Raw genomic sequence first — 23,691 nt, 5'->3', positions numbered from 1 at the left:
GGTTCCCGGGAGGTCTGACATGGACGAGCGACGTCCGGATCTGCGGGTGTCGGACCGCGACCGGCAGGCCGCCGCCGAGCGACTGCGCCTCGCGATGGGCGAAGGACGGCTCGACGTCGTCGAGTACGACGACCGGCTGGCTAAGGCCTACGCCGCCGTCACGTACGCCGACCTCGAGCCGCTGTTCATCGACCTGCCGCCGGCGAGCGCGATGGCGCTGCCCGAGCTGCGCCCGAGACCGACCGCGCCGCCCGCGCCGCGCCCGGCGCCGTCGGTCGCCCGGGTGCCGACCGCGCTCAAGGTGCTGTGGACCGTCTGGGGCGCGGTGGTCGCGATCAACCTGACCGTCTGGCTGATCGTCAGCGTCACGACCGGGCTCACGTACTTCTGGCCGATGTGGCTGGCCGTGCCCGGGGCGGCACTGTTCGCCGTCTCCGCCGGCGTGGTCGGGATGCGCGGCGAGCGCCGTTGAGGGTCAGTCGGCCGAGGACGACGCCGCGGCGGCGTAGAGGTCGGCCATCGCCTGGCGCAGCTTGTACTTGAGCACCTTGCCGCCCACGGTCTCGGGCAGCGCGTCGGCGAAGACGACGGCCTTCGGCGTCTCGAAGCCGGCCAACCGGGCGCGCGCCCAGTCGACCAGCTCGTCCTCGGTGACCGTCGCGTCCGGCGTCCGGACGACGACCGCCGTCACCGCCTCGCCCCAGCGGTCATGGGCCAGCCCGATGACGGCGGCCTTCGCCACCTGCGGGTGCTCGTGCAGCATCGCCTCGACCCGGATGCTCGAGACGTTCTCGCCACCGCTCTTGATGATGTCCTTGTAGCGGTCGACCATGATCCGCAGGCCCTCGTCGTCGACCACGCAGCTGTCGCCGGAGTGGAACCAGCCGTGGCGGAAGGCCTCCTCGGTGGCCGGTAGGTCGCGGTAGTAGCCCGAGGCGACGGCGGGGGAGCGGTACACGGCCTCGCCGGGAGTGCCGGGCTTGTCCAGCAGCGACGAGCCGTCGAAGTCCATGATCGTCGAGGCCAGCAGCGGGTTCGGGATGCCGACGTAGTTGACGCTGGACCCGGCCTTGACGTACTTCTCCCGCTCCCGGTCGGGCCAGAAGCGGTGGCAGCTGATCGCCTCGGTCTGCCCGAAGATGCCCACGAGCAGGAAGTCCTCGCCGCACTGCTCCTTGAGCGTGGCCAGCACACCGGGCTCGACCGCGCCCCAGCCGTAGACCAGCACCTTCAGCGCGCAGTCCGGCTCGCCGGCGTCCAGCGCCGCGGCGAACGCCTTGACCAGCTGCGGGGAGCCGCCCCACAGCGCGGTGACCTGCTCGCGGCGCACCGCCGCGGCCATCTCGCCCGGCACCGGCCGGCGGCCGATCAGCAGCCGGCCGCCGGCCAGGAACGCCGGCAGCGACAGCGCCTGGTCGGCCACGTGGTAGATCACCGGCAGGAACGAGCAGAGCACCAGGTCGGCCTCGACCGGCACGCCGCGGGTCAGCGACAGCGCGAACGCGTACGCGCCCATGTGCGCGTAGGTGTGCGAGAGCATCACGCCCTTCGGCAGCGCCGTCGTCCCCGAGGTGAACAGCAGCTCCCAGATGTCGTCGCCGTGGACGACGGTGTCCGGCTCCTCGGGCGAGGCGCCGGCGAGGAACTCGGGGAAGGCGACGGTGCCGGCGACCGGCCCGCCGCCGATGCCGATGGTCACGTCGGGGGAGAGGCCGGCGGCGTCGAACGCCGGCTGCACGGCCGGCCACAGCTCGGCGTCGACGACGGCGAAGCGCGGCTCGGCCAGCGCGAGGAGCTGCGCGATCACGTCGGGGGCGAGCGAGGGGTTGAGCGGGACGTTGACCATGCCGGCCTTGGCCACGCCGAGCTTGGTCAGGTACGCCTCGACCGAGTTCTCGCAGAGCAGGAGCACCCGGTCGCCGCGGGTCAGGCCGCGGGCGAGCAGACCCTGCGCCACCCGGTTCACGACCTCGTTCGCCTCGCGGTAGGTCAGCCGCTCGAACTCGGGGGTGGCGAAGGCGCCCGCCCAGCCGGTGATGGCCACCCGGTCCGGCCGACTCCAGGTCACCCGCTCCAGGACGTCGCCGACGCAGGTCCGGTCCCACCGGTTGTCCGCGCGGCGGTCGTAGAGCTTCTCGACGTCGATGACCATTGGGGCTCCCCGGGTTCGGTGGTGCGGGCCTGAGGCGTGACGGGCGCCACAGAGTCTGGACCACCGGAGCCCCGAAGTGAATGGCCGATCACTTGGCGGCTGGTGCCGCGGCCGGTGCGGCGGCGGGCACCGGCGGCGTGAGCCGCGCCGTCACGACGTAGCTCACGGCCACGGCGACGATCACCACCGGCATCACGGCCAGCCCGTCGGCCCCCATGATCAGGGTGGCCAGCAGCACCGAGGTCAGCGGCAGCTGCAGCATCGCCGCGCAGGTCGCACCCATGCCCATCGCGATGGCCGGGACCAGGGGCAGGCCGGGGATCGCCGACAGGGCGATCCCGCCGACCGCCCCCAGGAAGATGGCCGGGAAGGTCGGACCGCCGCGGAAGGCGACCAGCGAGCCCGCGTAGGCGAGCGACTTGCAGACCAGGAGCAGGAGCAGCGCGCCGGTCGAGTACTCGGCGCTCCGGCTGACCACCGCGGGCAGCCCGGCCTCGCCGGAGAACAGCACGTCCGCCGTCCCGTGCCCGGTGAGCTGCGCGTAGCCGATGGCCAGGCCGGCGACGGCGAGCCCGACGAGCGGGCCGGCGACCAGGATGCGCCGCTCGACCGGTGCCCGCAGCGGCACCGCGACCCGGCGGATCCCGCTCACGAGGAGCGCGGCCGCGACGCCGATGGGCACGGCCCAGGCGAGCTGGGCGAGGTCGGGATGGGCGAAGGACGGCAGATCGGGGAGGGCGAGGGTGAACGTGCCGAGGCCGGTCCAGGCGTCCAGGCCGATGAACACGAGCGTGCCGATCCCCGACGCGACCAGCCCGGGCAGCAGCAGCGTCCGCAGCAGCGGGCCGCCGAGCCCGACCGCCTCCATGAGCAGGAACGCACCGGACAGCGGCGAGCCCAGCAGCGCGCTGATCGCGGCGAAGCTGCCGGCCGCGGCGACGACGGTGAGCACCTGCGCCGGCGCGCCGCGGCGGGCCGCCCGGACGGCGAGCGCGGCGAGCCCGCCGCCGATCGCGACCAGCGGCGCCTCCGGTCCGACGACGGCGCCCGCCGCCAGGCTGACGAGCGCGGCGACCGCGATCCCCAGCAGCGGAACCGGGCCGGGAGCGCCGCCGCCAGGGGTGAACCCCCCGAGCGGCGACTCGCCGCCGTGACCCGGCACATACCGGATGAGGACGGCGACCAGCAACCCGCCCGCGCCGAGCACCGGCAGCGGCCACCAGGCGGGCACCGGGTCCAGGTCCAGGGCTGCGGGCAGGTCGGAGTACAGCCAGTCCTGCAGCGTGTCGCTGAGCGCGAGGAACCCGTAGGCGATGGCGGAGATCGGCACGCCGAGGACGACGGAGAGGACCAGCAGCTGCAGGTACTGCCGGCTGCGCAGCAGGGCCGCAGGATCCGCGGCGGCCGCCGGGGCGGAGCTGTCCGAAGCCTGCGTGGTCATCGTCGCGGCCTCCGTTCCGGCCCGCGCCACGCTGGTGCCCGGCGCGGTGCGGACGCATCCTCCGCGCCGGATGAGGAGAGGCCCTCGACAGCCGCCCCCGAGTGGTGTTGGCTGCGTCCGGTAGTGAATGACGAATCACTTCTGGGGGCGCCGTGGACTTCGCCGAGACCGCCGAGATGCAGGCGCTGCGCAAGACCGTCGCGGACATCACCGGCCGCTTCGGCGGGGCCTACTACGCCCGGCACGCCGAGGCGCACGAGCCCTGCGACGAGCTGTGGTCGGCGCTCGGCGAGGCCGGCTTCATCGGGATCAACGTGGCCGAGGAGTACGGCGGCGGCGGGGCCGGGCTGCGCGAGCTCGCCGCGGTCTGCGAGGAGACCGCGGCCGCCGGGGCGCCGCTGCTGCTGCTCCTGGTCTCGCAGGCGATCTCCGCCGAGGTGATCGGCCGGTACGGCTCCGAGGAGCAGAAGGCGCGCTGGCTGCCCGGGCTGGCGTCCGGCCGCAGCAAGGTGGTCTTCGCGATCACCGAGCCCGACGCCGGCTCCAACACCCACGAGCTGTCCACCGTGGCGGTCCGGGACGGCGAGGACTGGCTGCTCTCGGGCACCAAGTACTACATCTCCGGGGTCGACGAGGCCGACGCCGTCCTGGTGGTCGCCCGCACCGGGGCGCAGCGCGGCCGCGACCCGGGCACCGGCAAGCCGCGGTTGTCGCTGTTCGTCGTCCCGACCGACACCCCGGGGCTGCAGGCCCACCCGCTGCCCGTGAGCGCCCAGCTGCCGGAGAAGCAGTTCACGCTGCACTTCGACGAGGCGCGGCTCGGCCCGGACGCGTTGGTCGGCGAGGAGGGCGACGGCTTCACGCAGGTCTTCCACGGCCTGAACCCCGAGCGGATCACCGGGGCGGCGGTCTGCGTCGGCATCGCCCGCTACGCGCTGGACCGCGCCGCCGACTACGCCCGCACCCGGCAGGTGTGGCAGACCCCGATCGGTGCCCACCAGGGGGTCAGCCACCCGCTGGCCAAGGCGAAGATCGAGACCGAGCTCGCCGGGTTGATGACCCGCAAGGCCGCCTGGGCGCACGATCTCGGGCTGCCCGCCGGCGAGGCCAGCAACATGGCCAAGTACGCCGCCGCCGAGGCCGCGCTGGCCGCCGTCGACGCGGCCATCCAGACCCACGGCGGCAACGGGCTGTCCACCGAGTACGGCCTCGTGCCGCTGTGGGGGCTGGCCCGCCTGCTGCGGATCGCCCCGGTGAACCGCGAGATGATCCTCAACTTCGTCGCCCAGCACAGCCTGGGCCTGCCGAGGTCGTACTGATGGCGCACCCGCGGGTCGACGAGGGCACGGTGCTGCGCTCGACGCTGGACACCGCCGACGAGCAGTACCGCACCAACCGCGCGGCCAACCTGGCCCTGCTCGAGCAGCTGGAGGAGCAGCTCGACCTGGCCCGCGCCGGTGGCGGCGAGCGCTACCAGCAGCGGCACCGCGACCGCGGCCGGCTGCTCGCCCGCGAGCGGCTGGAGCTGCTGCTGGACCGCGACTCGGCGTTCCTCGAGCTCTCGCCGCTGGCCGCGTGGGGCACCGAGTTCACCGTCGGCGCCAGCCTGGTCACCGGGATCGGGGTGGTGAGCGGCGTCGAGTGCGTGGTCATCGCCCACGAGTCGACCGTGCGCGGCGGCGCGATGAACCCCTGGTCGCTGAAGAAGTCGCTGCGCGCCCTGGAGATCGCCCGGATCAACCGGCTGCCGGTGATCAACCTGGTCGAGTCCGGCGGCGCCGACCTGCCGACCCAGTCGGAGCTGTTCGTGCCGGCCGGCAAGATCTTCCACGACCTGACCGAGCTCTCGGCGATGGGCGTGCCGACGATCGCGCTGGTGTTCGGCAACTCCACCGCCGGGGGCGCGTACGTGCCGGGGATGTGCGACTACGCCGTCCTGGTCGACCAGCAGGCCAAGGTGTTCCTGGGCGGCCCGCCGCTGGTCAAGATGGCCACCGGTGAGGACGCCGACGACGAGGAGCTCGGCGGCGCCCGCATGCACAGCCGCGTGTCCGGGCTGGCCGACCACTTCGCCGTCGACGAGCGCGACGCCATCCGGCTGGGACGGCGGATCGTCAGCGAGCTGAACTGGCGCAAGCTCGGGCCCGGCCCCTCGCTGCCGGCCGACGAGCCCCGCTACGACCCCGACGAGCTGCTCGGCATCGCCCCGGCCGACATCCGCGTGCCGTTCGACCCGCGCGAGGTGCTCGCCCGCGTCGTCGACGGCTCCCGGTTCGGCGAGTACAAGCCGGAGTACGGCACCAGCCTGGTCACCGGCTGGGCCTCGGTGCACGGCTACCCGGTCGGTGTGCTGGCCAACGCCCGCGGCGTGCTGTTCAGCGAGGAGGCCAAGAAGGCCGCCGAGTTCATCCAGCTGGCCAACCAGGTCGACACCCCGCTGGTCTTCCTGCAGAACACCACCGGCTACATGGTCGGCAAGGACTACGAGCAGGGCGGGATCATCAAGGACGGCTCGAAGATGATCAACGCCGTCACCAACTCGACGGTCCCGCACATCACCATCAACACCGCCTCGAGCTTCGGCGCCGGCAACTACGGCATGAGCGGGCGGGCCTACGACCCGCGGCTGATGTTCGCCTGGGTCGGCGCCAAGCTCGCCGTCATGGGCGCCGCCCAGCTGGCGGGGGTCATGTCGATCGTCGGCAAGGCGGCCGCGGCGGCGTCCGGGCGGCCGTTCGACCAGGACGCGGACGACGCCCGCCGCCGGGCCATCGAGGCGCAGATCGACGCCGAGTCGCACTCCTTCTTCGTCACCGCGCGGCTCTACGACGACGGCCTGCTCGACCCGCGCGACACCCGCACGGCGCTCGGCATCGCGCTGTCGGCCGCGCACTCCGGACCGATCGAGGGACGCCGTGGCTTCGGCGTCTTCCGGATGTGAGGAGCTCATGACCATCCGGAAGCTGCTCGTCGCCAACCGCGGCGAGATCGCCGCCCGCATCATCCGCACCGCCCGGGCGATGGACATCGCCACGGTCGCGGTCTTCTCCGACCCGGACGCCGACGCGCCGTTCGTGGCCGCAGCCGACGAGGCGGTCCGGCTGCCCGGCGCGACACCGGGGGAGACCTACCTGCGCGGCGAGCTGATCGTCGCCGCGGCGCGGGCCACCGGCGCGGACGCCGTCCACCCCGGCTACGGCTTCCTGTCGGAGAACGCCGGGTTCGCCCGGGCCTGCGCCGACGCCGGGCTGGTCTTCGTCGGCCCCTCGCCCGAGGCGATCGAGGCGATGGGCTCGAAGACGGCGGCCAAGGAGCGGATGGCCGCGGCCGGCGTGCCCACGCTGCCCGGCGCGGTCATCGGCGCCCGGGGCGAGCTGGACGAGGCGGCGCTGAGAAGGGCGGGCGAGGGCATCGGCTACCCGCTGCTGGTCAAGGCCGCGTTCGGCGGCGGCGGACGCGGCATGCGGATCGTCCGGGCGCCCGACGAGCTGGCCGAGGCGGTCGCCGGCGCGCGGCGGGAGGCGGCCTCGGCGTTCGGCGACGGCACGGTGTTCCTGGAGCGGTTCGTCGAGCGGCCGCGGCACGTCGAGGTGCAGGTCTTCGGCGACACCCACGGCACCGTCGTCCATCTCTTCGAGCGCGAGTGCTCGATCCAGCGCCGCTACCAGAAGATCGTCGAGGAGGCGCCGTCGCCGGCGGTGACGCCGGAGCTGCGCGCCGAGCTCGGTGCCGCCGCGGTCGCCGCGGCCAAAGCGATCGACTACGTCGGCGCCGGCACCGTCGAGTTCGTGCTCGACCAGTCGGGCCGGTTCTTCTTCCTCGAGGTCAACACCCGGCTGCAGGTCGAGCACCCGGTCACCGAGCTGGTCACCGGCCTCGACCTGGTGCGGGTGCAGCTACAGGTCGCCGACGGCGAGCCGCTGCCCGACGAGGTCACCGGCGCCTCGATCACCGGGCACGCGGTCGAGGTGCGGCTCTACGCCGAGGACGTGCCGGCCGGGTTCCTCCCGGTCACCGGCACCCTGCACCGGTTCGCCGTCCCGGCGCTGCCCGGTGTGCGGGTCGACGCCGGCGTCATCGACGGCTCCGTGGTGAGCACCTACTACGACCCGATGCTGGCCAAGGTCATCGCGTACGGACCCACCCGCGACGCCGCCTGCCGCACGCTGGCGCGGGCGCTGGCCGACGCGCACCTGCACGGCGTCACGACCAACCGCGACCTGCTCGTCGGCCTGCTGCGCGAGGACGAGTTCCGCCGCGGCGCGATCGACACCGGCTACCTGGAGCGGCACGACCCGGCGGAGCTCTCCCGCAACCCGCAGGAGGAGCTCGCCGTCCGGGTGCACGCGCTGGCGGCCGCCCTGGCGGGGGCGGCGGCACGCCGCACCGACGCCCGGGTGCAGGCGACGATCCCGGCCGGCTGGCGCAACGTCCCCAACGCCGATGCCTCCGCCTCCTTCGGTGTGGGCGACCGGACGGTCGACGTCGCCTACCGGTTCGGCCGCGACGGCGTGCGCGCCAGCGTGGACGGCGAGCGGCTCGACGTCACCGTCGGCGCGGTCACCGCCGAGCGCGTGACGCTCACCGTCGACGGCGTCCGGCGCACCGTCGACGTGCACCGGGTCGGCGACACCTCGTTCTGCGACAGCGCGCTGGGCGCCACCGAGCTGGTGGAGGCCGAGCGGTTCCCCGAGCCGGTGGCCGAGGAGGAGGCGGGCTCCCTGCACGCGCCGATGCCCGGCACGGTCGTGCGGGTCGAGGTCGAGGAGGGCGCCCCGGTCGGCGCGGGCACCGTGGTCGTCGTCCTGGAGGCGATGAAGATGGAGCACGCCGTCCGCGCCCCGCACGACGGCGTCGTCACCTCCCTGCACGCCGACGTCGGCCAGGCCGTCGACACCGGGCACGTGCTCGCGGTGGTGACCGGATGAGCGAGGTGACCTACGAGGTCGACAACGGGGTCGCCTGGCTGACCATCGACCGGCCGGAGGCGCGCAACGCGCTGTCGGCGGCGGTGCGCGCCGCGCTCTGGGACGGCGTGCGGCGGTTCAACGCCGACGACGACGCCGCGGTGCTCGTGCTCACCGGTGCCGGCGACACCGCGTTCTGCGCCGGCGGTGACCTGCGGGAGATGGCCGACTCGGCGATGACCACCGTCCCCGTGGACTTCCTGCCGCAGTTCGGCCGCAACATCGACGTCGACAAGCCGACCATCGCCGCGGTCAACGGCGTCGCCTACGCCGGGGGCTTCCTGCTGGTGATGAACTGCGACCTCGTCGTCGCCGCCGAGCACGCCCGGTTCGCGGTCACCGAGGCCAAGGTCGGCCGGGGCATGCCCTGGGCCACCCCGCTGCCGCTGCTCGTGCCGCCGCGGATCGCGATGCAGATGCTGCTCACCGGCGACCCGATCGACGCCGCCCGCGCGCACGAGGTCGGCCTGGTCAACCAGGTCGTGCCGCTCGCCGAGCTCCGGGCCACCGCGCAGGCGCTGGCCGAGCGGATCGCGGCCAACGCGCCGCTGTCGGTGCGCGCGGCGAAGAAGACGGTCCGGCTGGTCGCGGAGCTGCCGCTGGCGTCTGCGTTCGAGCAGGCCGAGGAGCTGTGGGCGCCGGTCTACCGCAGCGCCGACGCGCAGGAGGGCCCGGCCGCCTTCCGCGACAAGCGCGCGCCCGTCTGGCAGGGGAGGTAGCCGTGGCCGTCGACATGGGCGTGCTCACCGCCGACCTGGCCGCCGAGTCCGCCGACCTCTACGAGGTGCTCTCCGTGCTGGCCGAGCCGGAGTGGAACCGCGACACCCCCGCGGCGGGCTGGACCGTGCGCGACCAGGTCACCCACCTCGCCTACTTCGACGGGACCGCGGTGCTCTCGGCCACCGACCCCGAGCGGTTCCGGGCCGACACCGAGGCCATCACCGCCGAGGGGCCCGACTTCCCCGACCGGATCGCCGAGAAGTACCGCGGGCTCTCCGGCGCCGAGGCCTTCGCCTGGCTGCAGCGGGAGCGCCGCGACTACCTGGACACCTTCGGCGCGCTCGACCCCGGCACCCAGCTGCCCTGGTACGGCCCGCCGATGAGCGCGGCGTCGTCGGTGACCGCGCGGCTGATGGAGACCTGGGCGCACGGGCAGGACGTCGTCGACGCGCTGGGGCTGACCCGCCGGCCGACCCTGCGGCTGCGGCACGTCGCCCATCTCGGCGTCCGGACGTTCGGCTGGAGCTTCGTCGTCCGCGGGGAGGAGCCGCCCACCGTCCCGGTCCGGGTGGAGCTGACCGGCCCGGACGGCGAACCGTGGACCTGGGGCCCCGAGGACGCCGCCGACCGCGTCACCGGCCCGGCCGAGGACTTCTGCCTGCTCGTCGTCCAGCGCCGGCACCGGTCGCAGACCGCGCTGACCGCGACCGGCCCGGTCGCCGACCGGTGGCTCGACGTCGCGCAGGCCTTCGCCGGCGCGCCGGGACGGGGGAGGACGGCGTGAGACCCGTGCGCATCGCGAACTGCTCCGGCTTCTACGGCGACCGGCTCGCCGCCGCCAAGGAGATGGTCGAGGGCGGCCCGATCGACGTCCTCACCGGTGACTACCTGGCCGAGCTGACCATGCTGATCCTCTGGAAGGCGCGCCGGAAGGACGACACCGCGGGCTACGCGCGGACCTTCCTCACCCAGCTCGAGGAGGTGCTCGGCACCTGCCTCGACCGCGGCATCAAGATCGTCACAAATGCCGGCGGCCTCAACCCGCTGGGCCTGGCCGACGAGGTCGGCAAGCTCGCCGCGACCCTGGGCCTGGCGCCGAAGGTCGCCGCGATCACCGGTGACGACCTGCTCGACCGGCTGCCCGAGCTGCAGGCGGCCGGCGTCGACCTCGCGCACCTCGACACCGGACGCACCCTGGCCGCGGCGGGCGTGCGGCCGATCTCCGCCAACGCCTACCTCGGCGGGTGGGGGATCGCGGCGGCCCTCTCCGCCGGCGCCGACGTCGTCGTCTGCCCGCGGGTCACCGACGCCTCGCTGGTCGTCGGGCCGGCCGCGTGGTGGCACGGCTGGGCGCGGGAGGACTGGGACGCCCTGGCCGGGGCGGTCGCGGCGGGGCACGTCATCGAGTGCGGGCCGCAGGCGACCGGCGGCAACTACGCCTTCCTCGACGAGATCACCGACCTGCGGTACCCGGGGTTCCCGATCGCCGAGGTCGCCGCCGACGGCAGCAGCGTGATCACCAAGCACGAGGGCACCGGCGGCGTCGTCTCGGTGGGCACGGTGACCGCGCAGCTGCTCTACGAGATCGCCGAGCCCGCGTACCTCAACCCCGACGTCGTCGCGCACTTCGACACCGTCGAGCTCACCCAGGAGGCGCCCGACCGGGTGCGGCTTTCGGGCACACGCGGCTCGCCGCCGCCGGACACGCTGAAGGTCGCGCTGAACTACCTGGGCGGCTACCGCAACACGATGACGCTCGTGCTCACCGGCCTCGACCTCGAGGCGAAGGCCGCCCGGGCGCGCGATCTGCTCGACGAGCTGCTCGGCGGGTGGGGCACGTTCGCCGACTCCGACATCCGGCTGCTGCCGTTCGACACGGGCGCGCACCTGCGGATCACGGTCAAGGACCCCGACCCGGCGAAGGTCGGGCGCCGCTTCTCCGACGCCACCATGGCGCTGGCCCTCGGCGGCTACCCGGGCTTCCACACCACGACACCGCCGACGTCGGAGACGGCCTACGGCGTCTACTGGCCGGCGCTGGTGCCCGCCGACGAGGTCGAGCACGTCGTCCACCTGCCCGACGGGACCACGACGACCATCCCGCACTCGCCGTCGGGCGCCGTGCCGGCGCCGCGGCCGGCGCCGGCGACGGCCCGCCCGGACGGACCGACGGTGCGGGTGCCGCTGGGGACGGTGGCGGGGGCGCGGTCGGGGGACAAGGGCGGCAACGCCAACATCGGGCTGTGGGCCCGGGACGACGCCGGCTACGCCTGGCTGGCCGCGGAGATCACACCCGACCGGGTCCGCGAGCTGCTCCCCGAGGCGGCCGACCTGGAGGTGCGGGTCTTCGCCCTGCCGAACCTGCGGGCGGTCAACGTGGTTGTCGTCGGCCTGCTCGGCGAGGGCGTGGCGTCGAGCACCCGGCCCGACCCGCAGGCCAAGGGGCTGGGGGAGTACCTGCGCTCGCGGCTGGTCGACGTCCCGGCGGAGCTCGTCTGATGTCCGAGAGCGTGCGCACCCGCGACCCCGACCGGCGGGAGCGGATCCTGCGCGCCGCCGCCGAGCTGGTCGCCGAGCGCGGCTTCCACGCGGTGAGCATGGCCGACATCGGTGCCGCGTCCGGGATCGTCGGCTCCGGCGTCTACCGGCACTTCGACTCGAAGTCCGCCGTCCTGCTGGCGCTGCTCGACGACGGGATGGAGCGGCTGCTGGCCGGCGCGTCGGCGGCGGTCGGCTCCGGCCGGCCCGACGCCGAGGTGCTCGACGAGCTGGTCCGCGACCAGGTGCGCTTCGCCGTCGACGAGGCCCTGCTGGTCCGCCTGTGGTTGCGCGAGGTGCAGACCCTCCCGGACGGCGACCAGCGGCGGCTGCGCCGGCTGCAGCGGCACTACGTCGAGGAGTGGGTGCACACGCTGCGCGAACTGCGCCCCGAGCTGCTCGACGCCGACGCCCGCGCCCGCGTGCACGTGGCGATCGGCGCGATCCAGTCGGCGGCGACCTGGAACGCCGGCGTCCCGCGCGAGGCGCTGGCGGACCTGCTGACCGAGTGCGCCCGGAGATGCCTCTACACCTGAGGGAGAGAGCGATGGAGCTGGCAGAGAACCTCATCCAGCGGGTCAACGTCGGCGACAGCCTGACCCGCACGGCCGCGGCACGGCCGGATCAGGTCGCGGTGGTCGACGGCGAGCGCCGGTGGACCTACCGCGAGCTCAACGCCTGGGTGAACCGGATCGCGCACGGCCTCGCGGCGCGGGGTTACTCCACCGGCGACGCCCTCGGGCTGGCCTCCGGGAACAGCGCGGAGTTCCTCGCCGTCTACTACGCCTGCGCCAAGCTCGGCGTGGTCTGCGTGCCGGTCAACCTCGGCTGGCGGCCCGACGAGGTCGCCTACGTGCTCGAGCACTCCCGCTCCCGCGGCCTGGCGGTCGAGACGCAGCTGGTCGGCGCGATGACCGAGGCGATCGCCAAGGTGGCCGAGATCGGCGACGTCGTCGTCCTCCCGGGGCTCGGCGCCGAGTACACGGCCGAGCCCGCCGAACGGACCTGGACGACGCTCGACGAGCTCGCCGCCGACGACGAGACCGAGCCCCAGGTGCTCGTCGAGGACCGCGCCCCGCTGTCCTACCTGTACACCTCCGGGACGACGTCCTTCCCGAAGGGCGTGGTCGGCAGCCACCTGGCCATCTACCTGGAGTCGATGTCGACGGCGCTGGACAACGGCTGGAGCGCGAGCGACCGGTTCGCGGCGATGATGCCGATGTTCCACACCGCCCAGCTCAACGCGTTCTGCACCCCGGCGGTGCTGGTCGGCGCGACCATCCACGTGCTGCGCGGCTTCGACCCGGTCGTCTTCCTGGAGACCATCGAGCGGGAGCGGATCACCCAGGTCTTCGGGCTGCCGATGATGTACCGCGCCGCGCTGGAGCACCCGACGTTCGGCGAGCGGGACGTGACCAGCCTCCGGCGCGCGGTCTACGCCATGGCACCGATGCCCGACGCGCTGATCCGCGCCTGCCTGGCCGGCTTCGACTGCGACTTCGCGCTGCTGTTCGGGCAGACCGAGATGAGCCCGGTGACCACGTTCTTCCGGCCGGAGCACCAGCTCACCCACATCGGCGCGGTCGGCACGCCGGTCACCGGGGTGCAGGTGGCGGTCATGGGTCCGGACGGCGCGCTGCTGCCGTGGGGCGAGCAGGGCGAGATCGTCTACCGCGGGCCGTCGACGATGACCGGGTACCTGCGCAACCCCGAGGCGACGGCGGCCGCGTTCGAGCACGGCTGGTTCCACTCCGGCGACGTCGGCCGCTTCGGCGAGGACGGCGTGCTGTGGTTCGCCGACCGGTACAAGGACGTGATCAAGACCGGCGGGGAGAACGTGGCCTCGATCGAGGTCGAGAAGGCGGTCTACGCGGCCGATCCGCGGATCGCCGAGGCGGTCGTGGTCGGGCTGCCGCACGCGCGGTGGAGCGAGGCGATCACGGCGGTCGTCGTCCCGAAGCCGGGGGAGCGGATCGACGAGGCCGAGCTGATCGCCGCGCTCAAGGGGCGGCTGGACGGCTACAAGGTGCCGAAGGCGGTCGTGGTCGTGGACGAGCTGCCGAAGACCTCGACCGGCAAGATCCAGAAGAACGTCGTCCGCCAGCACCACGCCGACCTGTACGGCGGCCACGGCGGTGATCAGGTGACCTGATCGAACACTGTCCTACCGCACCAACGCTGGTGCGGTAGGACAGCCATTGATCAGGTCACCTGATCACCGCTGGGGGCCGGACGCGTTGCCGCGAGCCGGGACGGCGGTCTAGGCCGACTGGGCCTTCTGCTCGGCGAGCTGCTCGCGGACCTTGTCCATGTCGAGGCTGCGGACGCCCTCGATCAGCTGCTCCAGCGCGGGCGCCGGCAGCGCACCGGCCTGGTTGAACACGAGGATGCCCTGCCGGAAGGCCATCAGCGTCGGGATCGAGCGGATGTTCGCCGCGGCGGACAGCCCCTGCTCGGCCTCGGTGTCGACCTTGGCGAACACGATGTCGGGGTGAACCTCGCTGGCGGCCTCGAACACCGGCGCGAAGCGCTTGCACGGGCCGCACCAGTCGGCCCAGAAGTCGACGAGCACGATGTCGTTGTCCGTCACCGTGGTCTCGAAGGTGCCGGCGGTGAGTGCGGTGCTGCTCATGGGAGAAGCAACAACCCTGCGCCGCCGGGATTCCCGGTTCAGCCGAGCGAACCGAGCAGGTCCCGGCAGGCCTGCTCGCAGCGCCGGCACACCTCGGCGCAGATCCGGCAGTGCTCGTGCATCTGCGCGTGCCGCTCGCACTCGTCCCCGCAGGCCCGGCACGTGGTGGCGCAGGCCTCGAGCACCGCGCGGGTGACGGTCGCGTCGTAGGCGGTGCGCCGCGAGAGCACCCGGCCGGTGGCCTCGCAGACGTCGGCGCAGTCGAGGCACGAGCGGATGCACGTCCTGAGGTGGGCGACCGTCTCCTCGCTGAGGTCGGCATCGGCGCACGCGGTGCAGGCCTGGCCGCACTCGACGCAGGCCTCGATGCAGGCGAGGAGCTTCTGTCTGTCGATCCCGCCGAGGTCGGCCGGGAAGGTCTCGAGCATCTGGGCGGCAACGGTCATGCCGGACGCTACCGCCGGGAGCGACCGCCGGTAGCGTCCCGCGGCGTGGCCGCCCGCGAGCTCGTCGTCCTGGGGACGGCGAGCCAGGCACCGACCCGCACCCGCAACCACAACGGCTACTTCCTGCGCTGGGACGCCGAGGGGCTGCTCTTCGACCCGGGGGAGGGCACCCAGCGGCAGATGCTGCGCGCCGGCGTGCCGAGCTCTGCGATCACCCGCCTGTGCCTGTCCCACTTCCACGGCGACCATGTCCTCGGCGTCCCCGGCGTCGTGCAGCGGCTGTCGCTGGACAAGGTGCCGCACCCGGTCGTGGCGCACTACCCGGCCTCCGGTCAGGTGTTCTTCGACCGGCTGCGGCACGCCTCGGTGTTCCACGAGGTCGCCGAGATCCAGGAGCGGCCGCTGACCGCGGACGGTCCGATCGCCGAGGGCTCCTTCGGCACGCTGGAGGTGCGCCGGCTGGACCACCTGATCGAGTCCTTCGGCTACCGGCTGGTCGAGCCCGACGGCCGGCGGATGCTGCCCGACGAGCTCGCCCGCGCCGGCATCGCGGGCCCGGACGTCGGCCGGCTGCAGCGGGAGGGCGAGCTCAGCGTCGGTGGCCGGACGGTCCGCCTGGAGGAGGTCAGCGTGCCGCGGCGCGGCCAGCGGTTCGCCTTCGTGATGGACACCCGGCTCTGCGACGGGGTGCACGCCCTGGCCGACGGCGCCGACCTGCTGGTCATCGAGTCGACCTTCCTCGACGAGGACGCCGACCTGGCGCACCGGTACGGCCACCTCACCGCGGCGCAGGCCGGCGCCGTGGCCGAGTCGGCCGGGGTGCGCTGCCTCGTGCTCACGCACTTCAGCCAGCGCTACGTCGAGCCCGAGCGGTTCCGCGACGAGGCCGCCGCGGCGTTCGGCGGGGACGTCGTGGTCGCCGCCGACCTCGACCGGATCGCCGTCCCGTCCCGTCGCTGAGCCGGAGGGTGTGCTGCGCCGCGGCACCCGCGTAGCGTTGTCGTCGGCGTCGCCGGTCAGCGTGGAGGCGGCCGTGGATTCGCATGCGGGGCGTGTGCGCCCTCTCCCCGGATCTCTCACGGTCGAGCGCGACCCGGACAGCCCGGGCGTGCTCCGCCTGGTCGGTGACATCGACTCCGCGGTGGTGGCCGAGTTCGAGGGTCGCCAGGGGCGTCGGCCGGTCGTGGTCGGCGCGATCGACGCCGGCGCGGTGACGTTCCTCGGCTCCGCCGGGCTCGCGGTGATGGTCCGCTATGCCGAGGCAGCCGCCGGGGTGGGCCGGCTCCCCGTCCTGCGCGCCGCCTCCGCCCCGGTGGACCGGCTGCTGCGCACGGCCGGGCTGGAGGACTACTTCCCGCGGTCAGGAGGAACGCCGCCGGCCGGTCAGAAGGAGACCGGCAGTTCCTCGACGCCGTAGACGAACGAGAGCCCCCGCCAGCTGAGCTCCGCCTCCGGGACGGCGAGGGCCAGGTCGGGGAAGCGGCGCAGCAGCGCCGGGAAGATGATCCGCAGCTCGAGCCGGGCGAGCTCGGCGCCGGCGCAGCGGTGCACCCCGTGCCCGAACGCCAGGTGCCCGCCGCCGGCGGGCGACCGGGTCGGGTCGAAGCTCTCGGGGTCCGGACCGGCCCAGGCCGGGTCGCGGTCGGCGCCGCTCAGGGAGACGGCGATGACGTCGTCCTTGCGGACGGGGCAGCCGAACAGCTCGTGGTCGGCCTTGGCGAATCGCGGGAAGGCCACCTGGACCACGGTCAGGTACCGGAGGATCTCCTCCACGGCGCGCTCCACCTCGGCGCGCGAGCCGTCGCGGACCAACGCTGCGTGGGCGGGGTCGCGCAGCAGCACCGCGGTGCCCATGGAGATCGTGCTGGCCGTGGTCTCGTAGCCGCCGGTGACGATGCCGTCGACCACACCGGCGAGCTCGTTGTCGGAGATCGAGTCCCCTTCGGCCTGCAGGATCCGCCCGATCAGACCCTCGCCGGGTTCGCGCCGCTGGCGGGCGACCACGTCGAGCAGCATGGTCTTCTGCTCGGACACCGCCCCGAGCGACGCAGCGGTGCCGCCCGTGGCGTCGAAGCGGGAGGTCCCCAGCCGGACGAACTCGTCGTGGTCGGCGTCGTCCAGGCCGAGCAGCTCGCAGATCACGTCCATCGGGACCTTGGACGAGACGTGCGCGGCCAGGTCCGCCGGCGACCCGGCAGCGGCCAGGTCGTCGAGCCGCTGGGCCACGATGGCCTCGATCCGGGGCTCCAGCTTGCCCAGCCGCGCCTTGGTGAACTCCGGGGCCACGAGCTTGCGCAGCCGCGTGTGCAGCGGCGGATCGGTGAAGCCGAGCCCGCCGACGTCGGCGACCGAACCCTCGCTCGAGTCCTTGAACAGGTGCCGCATGTCGTTGCTGTAGGACTCGCTGTCGGCCAGGACCACCCGGGCCTGGTCGTACCCGGTCACCAGGTGGACGCCGAAGTCGAACGGCATCGGCATCTCCAGCCGCTGCACCGGGCACCGGGCGCGTGTCTCGGCGAGCTCGGGGACCGGGTCGGTGCCGTTGCGCAGGAGGGGCAGCCGCACGCTCTCCGGGAGGATCGTCAGCTCGGAGAGGTCGAGGCCCTTCCGCCGGATCCGCCACTGCACGAGGCGGCCCAGCCACGCCGTGACGAGGGCGCGGGGACGAGGGACACGGATCGTGGGCATGGTTCCTTCCGTCTTCTCGCTGGACCGACCAGGGCGGACCCGCCCCGCTTGTTCTACGCCGAACGTAGGCAGCACGGTTCCACCGCGGGGCATCGGGCTCCTCGGCGGCCGTCGCTGCCGTCACCCTCGTCCGACCAGCCCCGGGGATCCCACCCGCCGTCGGGTCAGCGCAGCTGCGCGGCGCACTCCAGCAGCAGGGCGTGCACGAACGCCTGGGGGAGGTTGCCGCGCAGCTGGCGCTGGCGGACGTCGAACTCCTCGGCCAGCAGGCCCGGGGTCCCGCAGGCGGCCCGTGTCCGCTCGAACGCCCGGTACGCGGCCACCTCGTTCCCGGCCGCCTGCTCGGCGAGGGCGAGCACGAACCCGCAGAGCAGGAAGGCGCCCTCCTGCTCGCCCAGCGGCGCGGGGCCGGGCCGGAACCGGTAGACGTAGCCGTCCTGGGTCAGCTGGTCGCGGACGGCGGCCAGCGTCGCGAGCGACCGCGGATCGGTCGGCGGCAGCGCGCCGCGCACCGGCGGGAGCAGCAGCGAGGCGTCGACCCCGGCGATCCCGGGGCTGCGCTGCCACCAGCCGCCGGCGGACAGGCAGCGGCGGCCGGTCTCGGCCAGGATCCCGTCGGCCAGCGTCTCGGCCCGGCCGGCGTCCCCCCGGGTGGGCGCGATCTCGGCGATGCGGCGCAGGCCGGCGACGACGGCCAGCCGGGACTGGGTCCACCAGTCGTCCTCGACCTCCCAGATGCCGGCGTCGGGGAGGTCCCAGCGTTTCTCCACGACGTCGACGGCGAGCTGCGCGGCCCGCCATCCGTCGGCGTCCAGGCAGTCCAGCCGGGCCGCGGCGGCCAGCAGCTGCAGCAGCTCGCCGAGGGTGTCGAGCTGGAACTGGGTGTTGACGTGGTTGCCGGCGAGCGCCGCGCCGCCCGGGTAGCCGGGCATCCCGGCGAGCTCGTGGACGTCGGGCACCGGGCCGCCGTCGACGCGGTACGCCGGCTGCAGCCGGTCGCCGTCCTCCAGCAGGCGGGCCGTGGTGAACCGGACCGCGTCGTGCAGCGCGGGCAGCGGCCCGTGCGCCGCGGCCGCCAGGCCCGCGTAGCACTGGTCGCGGATCCACACGTACCGGTAGTCGTAGTTGCGGTGCCGCTCGGCCCGCTCCGGCAGTCCGGTGGTCGCGGCCGCGACCATCCCGCCGCTGCTGCTGGTCAGCCCGCGCAGGACGGCGTAGGCGTGCCGGGCGTCGCGGCTGGCCGATCCCAGCTGGAGGTCGGGCACGCCCTCTGCCCACCCCGCCGTGGTGGCCGACCACAGCCGGTCCGGGTCGCGCCGCTCACCCGGTGCGTCGAGGCCGATCTCGAGGACGAGGTCGACGGTGTCTCCCTCGCCGAGGGTCAGTTCCGTGGCCAGCACGCCGTCGCGGCCGGTGCGGGCGCCGTGGGCCCCGGACCACCGCCAGTGCAGCTGGCCGGTCCGGCCGCTCCAGGTGCCGACGTCGTCGTGCTGCCGACCCCCCGCGGGCAGGTCCAGGGTGACCTCGACCCGGGCGGTGCCGGCCACGGCCCGCACCCGGCGGAGCAGGACGGCGTTGCGGGGATCGGCGGGCAGCGCGAGGGCCTCCCGGCACTCCACGATCGAGCCGTCGTCCACGACCCACCGGCTGCCCCACACCAGCGAGTCGGGTTCATAGGAACCGCCCCAGACGTACCGCCCGGTGGGCGCGACGGTGTACCGGCCCGGTCCGCCCAGCAGACCGCCGAAGACCGGGTCGTCGTGCCAGCGCGGCAGGCACAGCCAGGAGATGTCGCCCCGGGGTCCGATCAGCGCGCCGCGTTCCCCGTCGGCGATCAGCGCGTACTCGCGCAGGGCGTGCGGAGCCGTCTCCGCCCGGCTCACGGCCGGGCGTCCGGGGCGAGCAGGACGCCGAGCGCCGACGAGGCGGCCGCCGTCGTCCCGCTGACCGCAGCGGCCCAGCGGTACCGGGGCCAGCGCGCGGCCACGCCGGCCATGCTGGCGGCGTGCACCGCGTCGACGGCGGAGGCGCCGAGCACGCGGGACCGGTTCGGGGACAGCAGCACCCACACGCTCTGGACCAGCAGCCGCAGACCCAGCACGCGCACGATCCAGGCGCGCGGCTCCGGCCGGCCGGCGCAGGTGAGCGCCGCCGTGCGCGCCGGGGCGGCGGCGAGCGCGAGTCCCCAGGCGGCCTGGACGGCCGCGGCTGCGCGCAGGAGCCGGCTCATCGCCGCTTCCGCAGCGCGAGCCCGGCCACGGCGGCGGCGCTGCCGAGGGCGGCGGCCACCGCGCCGTGGTGCCGGCTGGCCCAGATCTGCGGATCGCGGTGCCACTGCTTGCGGCCGAACACGCCCTCGGCGCCGAAGTCGGCACCGTCGGGCCCGTCGGCGGGCTGCCAGAGGTTCACCTCGGGGTCGGCCGACGCCGGGACGTCGGTCTGCTGACCGGCGATGCCCTTCCTCGCCAGGTACCAGTCCATGAACTGCGGCCAGACGGTGTTGCCGAGGATCGTGTAGACGGTCGGGATGCCGACCCACCAAGCCCGCCGGTCCGGGTGCTCGGCGGCGTGCACCATGCAGTCGCCGATCAGCTCGGGCGCGTAGATCGGCGCCACCGGCTGCGGCCGCTTCGGCAGCTTGTTGAGCACCCACTGGAACTGCGGCGTGTTGACCCCGGGGATGTAGACCATGGTCACCTTCACGCCGCTGCCGTCGTGCTCGAGCTCGGTGACCAGCGACTCGGTGAAGCCCTTGATCGCGTGCTTGGCGCCGCAGTAGACGCTCTGCAGCGGGATGCCGCGCCGGCCCAGCGCCGACTCGGCCTGCACGATCACGCCCCGGTCGCGGGGCTTCATCCGCTTGAGCGCGGCCATCGTGCCGTGCACGAAGCCCAGGTAGCTCACCTGCGTGACCCGCGCGTACTCCTCGGCGCTCACGTCCTCGAACTTCGCGAACACCGTGCTGAACGCGACGTTGCACCAGACGTCGATCGGCCCGAGCTCGGCCTCGATCCGGTCGGCGGCGGCCTCCACCGCCTCCGCGTCGGCCACGTCCACCGGGACGACGAGCGGCGTGCCGCCCGCCGCCCGCACCTCCTCGGCGGCGCCCGCCAGCCCCTTCGTCCCGCGCGCCAGCAGCGCCACCTTGTCGCCGCGGCGGCCGAACGCGATCGCCGTCGCCCGGCCGATCCCTGCGCTCGCGCCGGTGACGACCACGACCCTGTCGCTCATCGGATGCGCATCCCCTTCTCGAATGCCTGGACCATGCCCTGCTCGACCGGTTGTCAGTCGTCGTGTCCCGGGTGCCGTTCGCCTACCCACGAGGGACCGAGGTACACGCGGAGGACAACTATTGCGCTATAGCAACTGATTGACGCTCCCGCTTCTCGCGGCGCTGCTGCTCGCGGACGACGCCCGAGGTGTCCAGCGCGACGATCCCCGCGATCAGCAGCGCGAGGCCGACGCAGCCTCCGAGCAGCGCCGGCGCGGTGGTGTTCACGCGCTCGCCGAAGACGAAGACGCCGAGCCCGATCGCCACCACCGGCAGGGTCGAGTCGACCACCGGCGAGCTGGCCGCCAGCGGACCGGCCTGGAAGGCGTTCTGGATCAGGAAGCCGCCCAGGAAGCTCGCGACGATCAGGCAGTAGGGCTCCCAGCGGACGAACGTCCCCCAGCCCCGCTGCCCGAGGAGGTGGAGGCTGGCCGCGAACAGCGCCGTCTGCAGGCCCGACACCAGCGCGCCGGCGAAGCCGAGCGCCGAGGCCCGGGCCGGGCCGCGCACCAGGCGGAAGGCGAGCAGCGCCGCGACGGTGAGCCCCCCGATGACCACCAGGGCGGGCAGCCAGCGGCCGATCGGCTGGATCGGCCGCCCTTCGCCCGGGGAGGCGGAGACCAGCCCGACGGTCAGGCCGGCGACGACGGCGGCGGCGGCGAGCCACTCCCGCCGGCCCAGCCGCAGCCCGCGCAGCCGCGCCGACACCGGGATGGCGAACAGCAGCTCGGAGACCACCAGCGGCTGCACGAGCACGAGCGGTCCGAACGCCAGGGCCAAGGCCTGGAATCCGTAGGAGACCACCGACAGCCCGAGCCCCAGGAGCCAGCCGCGGTCGTGGAACAGCTGCCCGATCAGCCGCAGCGAGAAGCGCTCCTCGCTGGGACGGCGGCTGGCCGCCCGCTGCTGGAGCACCGCGGCGGAGGCGATGCTCAGCCCCGCGAGGACGGCCGCGCCTGCCGAGACGCCGGAGGACAGCGCCGGGCTCATGCCCTCCCTGTGCCCGCCGGAAAGTTTCTCTATGCCAAGGGTCGGGGCGCGGGCCGGGCAGCCCGGCGCGGCGTCTCGGCGCCAGGTTCCTGGCGGATCCGGTCCAGCACGGCAGAAGGGGTGAACCAGCCGACGAGCCGGTCGTCCGCGACGACCGGCAGTGCGTGTGCGGAGTGCCGCTCCAGAACGTCCAGGGCGTCGGCGACGGTGTCGTCGGGGGTCACCGTCGGCCGGACCTCTGCCCACGCCGCCGGGTCGGCAGCAGCGTCCGCCTCGGCGATCCGCTCGGCGAGTGCCTCGGCGGTCAGGACGCCGAGCAGCCGGCCGTCGGCGTCGGTGAGGGGCAGCTCGCCGCCCGGGGCGGCCCGCAACGCGTCGGCCGCCGCGGAGAGGGAGATGCCGGGGGTGAGGACCTCCGCGGCCGGCTGCATCACCGCCCGCACCGGGTGCGAGGCGGCCCACGACGGCGGAGGGGCGTCCAGGTCGACCCCGCGGCGCACGAGCTTGGCGGTGTAGATCGTCGTCCGGGACAGCAGTGCGCTGATCCCGGTGGCCAGCGCCACGGCGAGCATCAGCGGCAGGATCAGCGAGTACTCGCCGGTGAGCTCGAAGACGATGAGGACGGCGGTGATCGGGGCGCGGGCCGCCCCGGCGAACACCGCCGCCATGCCCACGAGCGCGAAGGCCCCGGCAGCGCCCGCTGCGCCCGGAGCCACCGCGGCGGCGGTCTGCCCGAACGCCGCGCCGAGCATCGCGCCGATGAACAGGCTGGGCGCGAAGACGCCGCCCGAGCCGCCGATGCCGATGGTGAGGCTGGTGGCCACCATCTTCGCGGCGAGCAGCAGCAGGAGCGTTCCGACCGCGTAGCGGCCGACGACGCCGTTCCCGAGCACGGGGTACCCGACGCCGTACATCTGCGGGACGCCGAGCAGCAGCAGCCCCAGGAGGATGCCGCCGACGGCCGGGCGCAGCCACTCCGGCCCGCGCCACACCCGGTCGCAGACGTCCTCGATGCCGTAGAGCACCCGGACGAAGACCACCCCGGCGACGCCGGCCAGGACGCCGAGCAGCGCGAACAGGGCGTAGCCGGCCACGTGCTCGACGCGGAAGGAGGGCAGATCCAGGAACGGCCGGTCGCCGAGCACGGTTCGGCCGACGACGCTGGAGGTGACGGCGGAGACGACCACCATGCCGAACGACCGGGCCGTGAAGTCGCGCAGCACGATCTCCATGGCGAACACGACCCCGGCCATCGGGGCGTTGAAGGTGGCGGCGATGCCACCGGCGGCGCCGCAGGCGACAAGGAGGCGCTGCCGGTCCTCGGCCACCCGCACCAGTCGGCCGATCGTCGAACCGAGCGCCGAGCCGATCTGCACGATGGGGCCCTCGCGGCCGACCGATCCGCCGCCGCCGATGCACAGCGCCGAGGCCAGGGACTTGACCACCGCCACCCGCGGGGGGATCTGCCCGCCACGGCGAGCCACGGCGTACATCACCTCCGGGACCCCGTGCCCCCGGGCCTCCGGTGCGCCGAGGTGCACCAGGGGGCCGTAGAGCAGGCCGGCCAGCACCGGGACAACGACGACGAACCACCGCCCGACGCCGGGCAACCAGCCGTGCGGGGCGCCCGGTGTGACCGCGTAGTCCGCGGTGCCCGTGAAGACCCACGTGAGGCCCTCGATGAGCATCCGGAAGGCGACCGCGCCGAGCCCGGTCGCCCCACCCACCAGCAGGGTCAGGGCGAGCAGCCCGGCGTCGGTCTCCTGCAGGGTGCGGGGGAGGGAGTGCGGCCACCTGCTCTCGCGGGTGGATCGGAGGGCACGAGTGGTCACGTCCCCCGATGGTG

General features: G+C 74.2%; 21 protein-coding genes. 11 read left to right on the top strand and 10 right to left on the bottom strand.

Annotation, left to right across the window (positions count from 1 at the left end; all coding sequences use genetic code 11):
* Positions 1-19: 19 nt before the first annotated feature.
* Positions 20-472 (top strand): DUF1707 SHOCT-like domain-containing protein, encoded by a 453-nt coding sequence (locus tag GGQ55_RS24600; protein ID WP_179721350.1) that lies wholly within the window; start codon positions 20-22, stop codon positions 470-472.
* 3 nt (positions 473-475) lie between these two features.
* Here GGQ55_RS24600 and GGQ55_RS24595 read toward each other — a convergent pair whose 3' ends face one another.
* On the bottom strand, positions 476-2,152 hold the full coding sequence (locus GGQ55_RS24595; RefSeq protein WP_179721348.1) for an AMP-binding protein: 1,677 nt from the start codon (positions 2,150-2,152) through the stop codon (positions 476-478).
* Positions 2,153-2,240: 88 nt separating this feature from the next.
* Positions 2,241-3,593, bottom strand: a complete 1,353-nt coding sequence (locus GGQ55_RS24590; RefSeq protein ID WP_179721346.1) for a chloride channel protein — start codon at positions 3,591-3,593, stop codon at positions 2,241-2,243.
* Positions 3,594-3,745: 152 nt separating this feature from the next.
* Here GGQ55_RS24590 and GGQ55_RS24585 point away from each other — a divergent pair, with 152 nt between their 5' ends.
* From GGQ55_RS24585 to GGQ55_RS24550, 8 genes are read left to right on the top strand one after another with little or no spacing between them, the layout of a single operon-like run.
* A complete protein-coding gene (locus GGQ55_RS24585; protein ID WP_179721344.1) occupies positions 3,746-4,912 on the top strand; it encodes an acyl-CoA dehydrogenase family protein in 1,167 nt (388 codons plus the stop codon).
* Positions 4,912-6,534: an acyl-CoA carboxylase subunit beta gene (locus GGQ55_RS24580; protein ID WP_179721342.1), complete on the top strand. Its 1,623-nt coding sequence runs from the start codon at positions 4,912-4,914 to the stop codon at positions 6,532-6,534. The genes GGQ55_RS24585 and GGQ55_RS24580 overlap by 1 nt, the downstream gene beginning before the upstream one ends.
* 7 nt (positions 6,535-6,541) lie before the next feature.
* Positions 6,542-8,521 (top strand): acetyl/propionyl/methylcrotonyl-CoA carboxylase subunit alpha, encoded by a 1,980-nt coding sequence (locus tag GGQ55_RS24575; protein ID WP_179721340.1) that lies wholly within the window; start codon positions 6,542-6,544, stop codon positions 8,519-8,521.
* Entirely contained in the window at positions 8,518-9,279 is a 762-nt protein-coding gene (locus GGQ55_RS24570; protein ID WP_179721337.1) for an enoyl-CoA hydratase/isomerase family protein, read from the top strand. The genes GGQ55_RS24575 and GGQ55_RS24570 overlap by 4 nt, the downstream gene beginning before the upstream one ends.
* Positions 9,280-9,281: 2 nt before the next feature.
* Complete coding sequence (locus tag GGQ55_RS24565) at positions 9,282-10,064, top strand: TIGR03084 family metal-binding protein (RefSeq protein ID WP_179721335.1); 783 nt, start codon at positions 9,282-9,284, stop codon at positions 10,062-10,064.
* Positions 10,061-11,779 (top strand): acyclic terpene utilization AtuA family protein, encoded by a 1,719-nt coding sequence (locus tag GGQ55_RS24560; protein WP_179721333.1) that lies wholly within the window; start codon positions 10,061-10,063, stop codon positions 11,777-11,779. The genes GGQ55_RS24565 and GGQ55_RS24560 overlap by 4 nt, the downstream gene beginning before the upstream one ends.
* On the top strand, positions 11,779-12,354 hold the full coding sequence (locus GGQ55_RS24555; RefSeq protein ID WP_179721331.1) for a TetR/AcrR family transcriptional regulator: 576 nt from the start codon (positions 11,779-11,781) through the stop codon (positions 12,352-12,354). Before GGQ55_RS24560 ends, GGQ55_RS24555 begins: the two co-directional genes overlap by 1 nt.
* 11 nt (positions 12,355-12,365) lie before the next feature.
* Positions 12,366-13,970, top strand: coding sequence for an AMP-binding protein (locus GGQ55_RS24550; protein ID WP_179721329.1), 1,605 nt, complete (start codon positions 12,366-12,368; stop codon positions 13,968-13,970).
* A 108-nt stretch (positions 13,971-14,078) separates the two neighbouring features.
* Here the strand turns inward: GGQ55_RS24550 and trxA are convergent, their stop codons facing one another.
* Both trxA and GGQ55_RS24540 read right to left on the bottom strand, forming a co-directional pair.
* Positions 14,079-14,450, bottom strand: coding sequence for a thioredoxin (gene trxA / locus GGQ55_RS24545; RefSeq protein ID WP_179721327.1), 372 nt, complete (start codon positions 14,448-14,450; stop codon positions 14,079-14,081).
* Positions 14,451-14,488: 38 nt separating this feature from the next.
* Positions 14,489-14,896 (bottom strand): four-helix bundle copper-binding protein, encoded by a 408-nt coding sequence (locus GGQ55_RS24540; protein ID WP_179721325.1) that lies wholly within the window; start codon positions 14,894-14,896, stop codon positions 14,489-14,491.
* A gap of 45 nt (positions 14,897-14,941) precedes the next feature.
* On the opposite strand from GGQ55_RS24540, the gene GGQ55_RS24535 reads away from it, so the two are divergent.
* Complete coding sequence (locus tag GGQ55_RS24535; RefSeq protein ID WP_179721323.1) at positions 14,942-15,856, top strand: ribonuclease Z; 915 nt, start codon at positions 14,942-14,944, stop codon at positions 15,854-15,856.
* 10 nt (positions 15,857-15,866) lie between these two features.
* A complete protein-coding gene (locus tag GGQ55_RS24530; protein WP_494546179.1) occupies positions 15,867-16,313 on the top strand; it encodes an STAS domain-containing protein in 447 nt (148 codons plus the stop codon).
* Here GGQ55_RS24530 and GGQ55_RS24525 read toward each other — a convergent pair.
* The 6 genes from GGQ55_RS24525 to GGQ55_RS24500 all read right to left on the bottom strand — a co-directional run bounded on the left by GGQ55_RS24525 (position 16,280) and on the right by GGQ55_RS24500 (position 23,677).
* The gene (locus tag GGQ55_RS24525; protein ID WP_179721319.1) at positions 16,280-17,584 is read right to left on the bottom strand and encodes a cytochrome P450; all 1,305 of its coding nucleotides are present in this window, start codon (positions 17,582-17,584) and stop codon (positions 16,280-16,282) included. The two genes, GGQ55_RS24530 and GGQ55_RS24525, sit on opposite strands and share 34 nt — an antisense overlap.
* A gap of 164 nt (positions 17,585-17,748) precedes the next feature.
* Positions 17,749-19,467: a glycoside hydrolase family 15 protein gene (locus GGQ55_RS24520; protein ID WP_179721317.1), complete on the bottom strand. Its 1,719-nt coding sequence runs from the start codon at positions 19,465-19,467 to the stop codon at positions 17,749-17,751.
* Positions 19,464-19,814 carry a hypothetical protein gene (locus GGQ55_RS24515; RefSeq protein ID WP_179721315.1) on the bottom strand — a complete coding sequence of 117 codons (351 nt, stop codon included), beginning with the start codon at positions 19,812-19,814 and terminating at the stop codon, positions 19,464-19,466. The genes GGQ55_RS24520 and GGQ55_RS24515 overlap by 4 nt, the downstream gene beginning before the upstream one ends.
* The gene (locus GGQ55_RS24510; protein ID WP_179721313.1) at positions 19,811-20,815 is read right to left on the bottom strand and encodes an SDR family oxidoreductase; all 1,005 of its coding nucleotides are present in this window, start codon (positions 20,813-20,815) and stop codon (positions 19,811-19,813) included. Before GGQ55_RS24510 ends, GGQ55_RS24515 begins: the two co-directional genes overlap by 4 nt.
* 118 nt (positions 20,816-20,933) lie before the next feature.
* Positions 20,934-21,845: a DMT family transporter gene (locus GGQ55_RS24505; protein ID WP_179721311.1), complete on the bottom strand. Its 912-nt coding sequence runs from the start codon at positions 21,843-21,845 to the stop codon at positions 20,934-20,936.
* Positions 21,846-21,874: 29 nt separating this feature from the next.
* Positions 21,875-23,677 carry a chloride channel protein gene (locus GGQ55_RS24500; protein WP_218859431.1) on the bottom strand — a complete coding sequence of 601 codons (1,803 nt, stop codon included), beginning with the start codon at positions 23,675-23,677 and terminating at the stop codon, positions 21,875-21,877.
* Between the last annotated feature and the right edge of the window lie 14 nt (positions 23,678-23,691).

Origin of the sequence: Petropleomorpha daqingensis (assembly GCF_013408985.1) — a bacterium.
Classification (GTDB): domain Bacteria; phylum Actinomycetota; class Actinomycetes; order Mycobacteriales; family Geodermatophilaceae; genus Petropleomorpha; species Petropleomorpha daqingensis.
The sequence above is the reverse complement of the archived record's forward strand: the minus strand, read 5'-3'. Positions and strand labels throughout refer to the sequence as shown.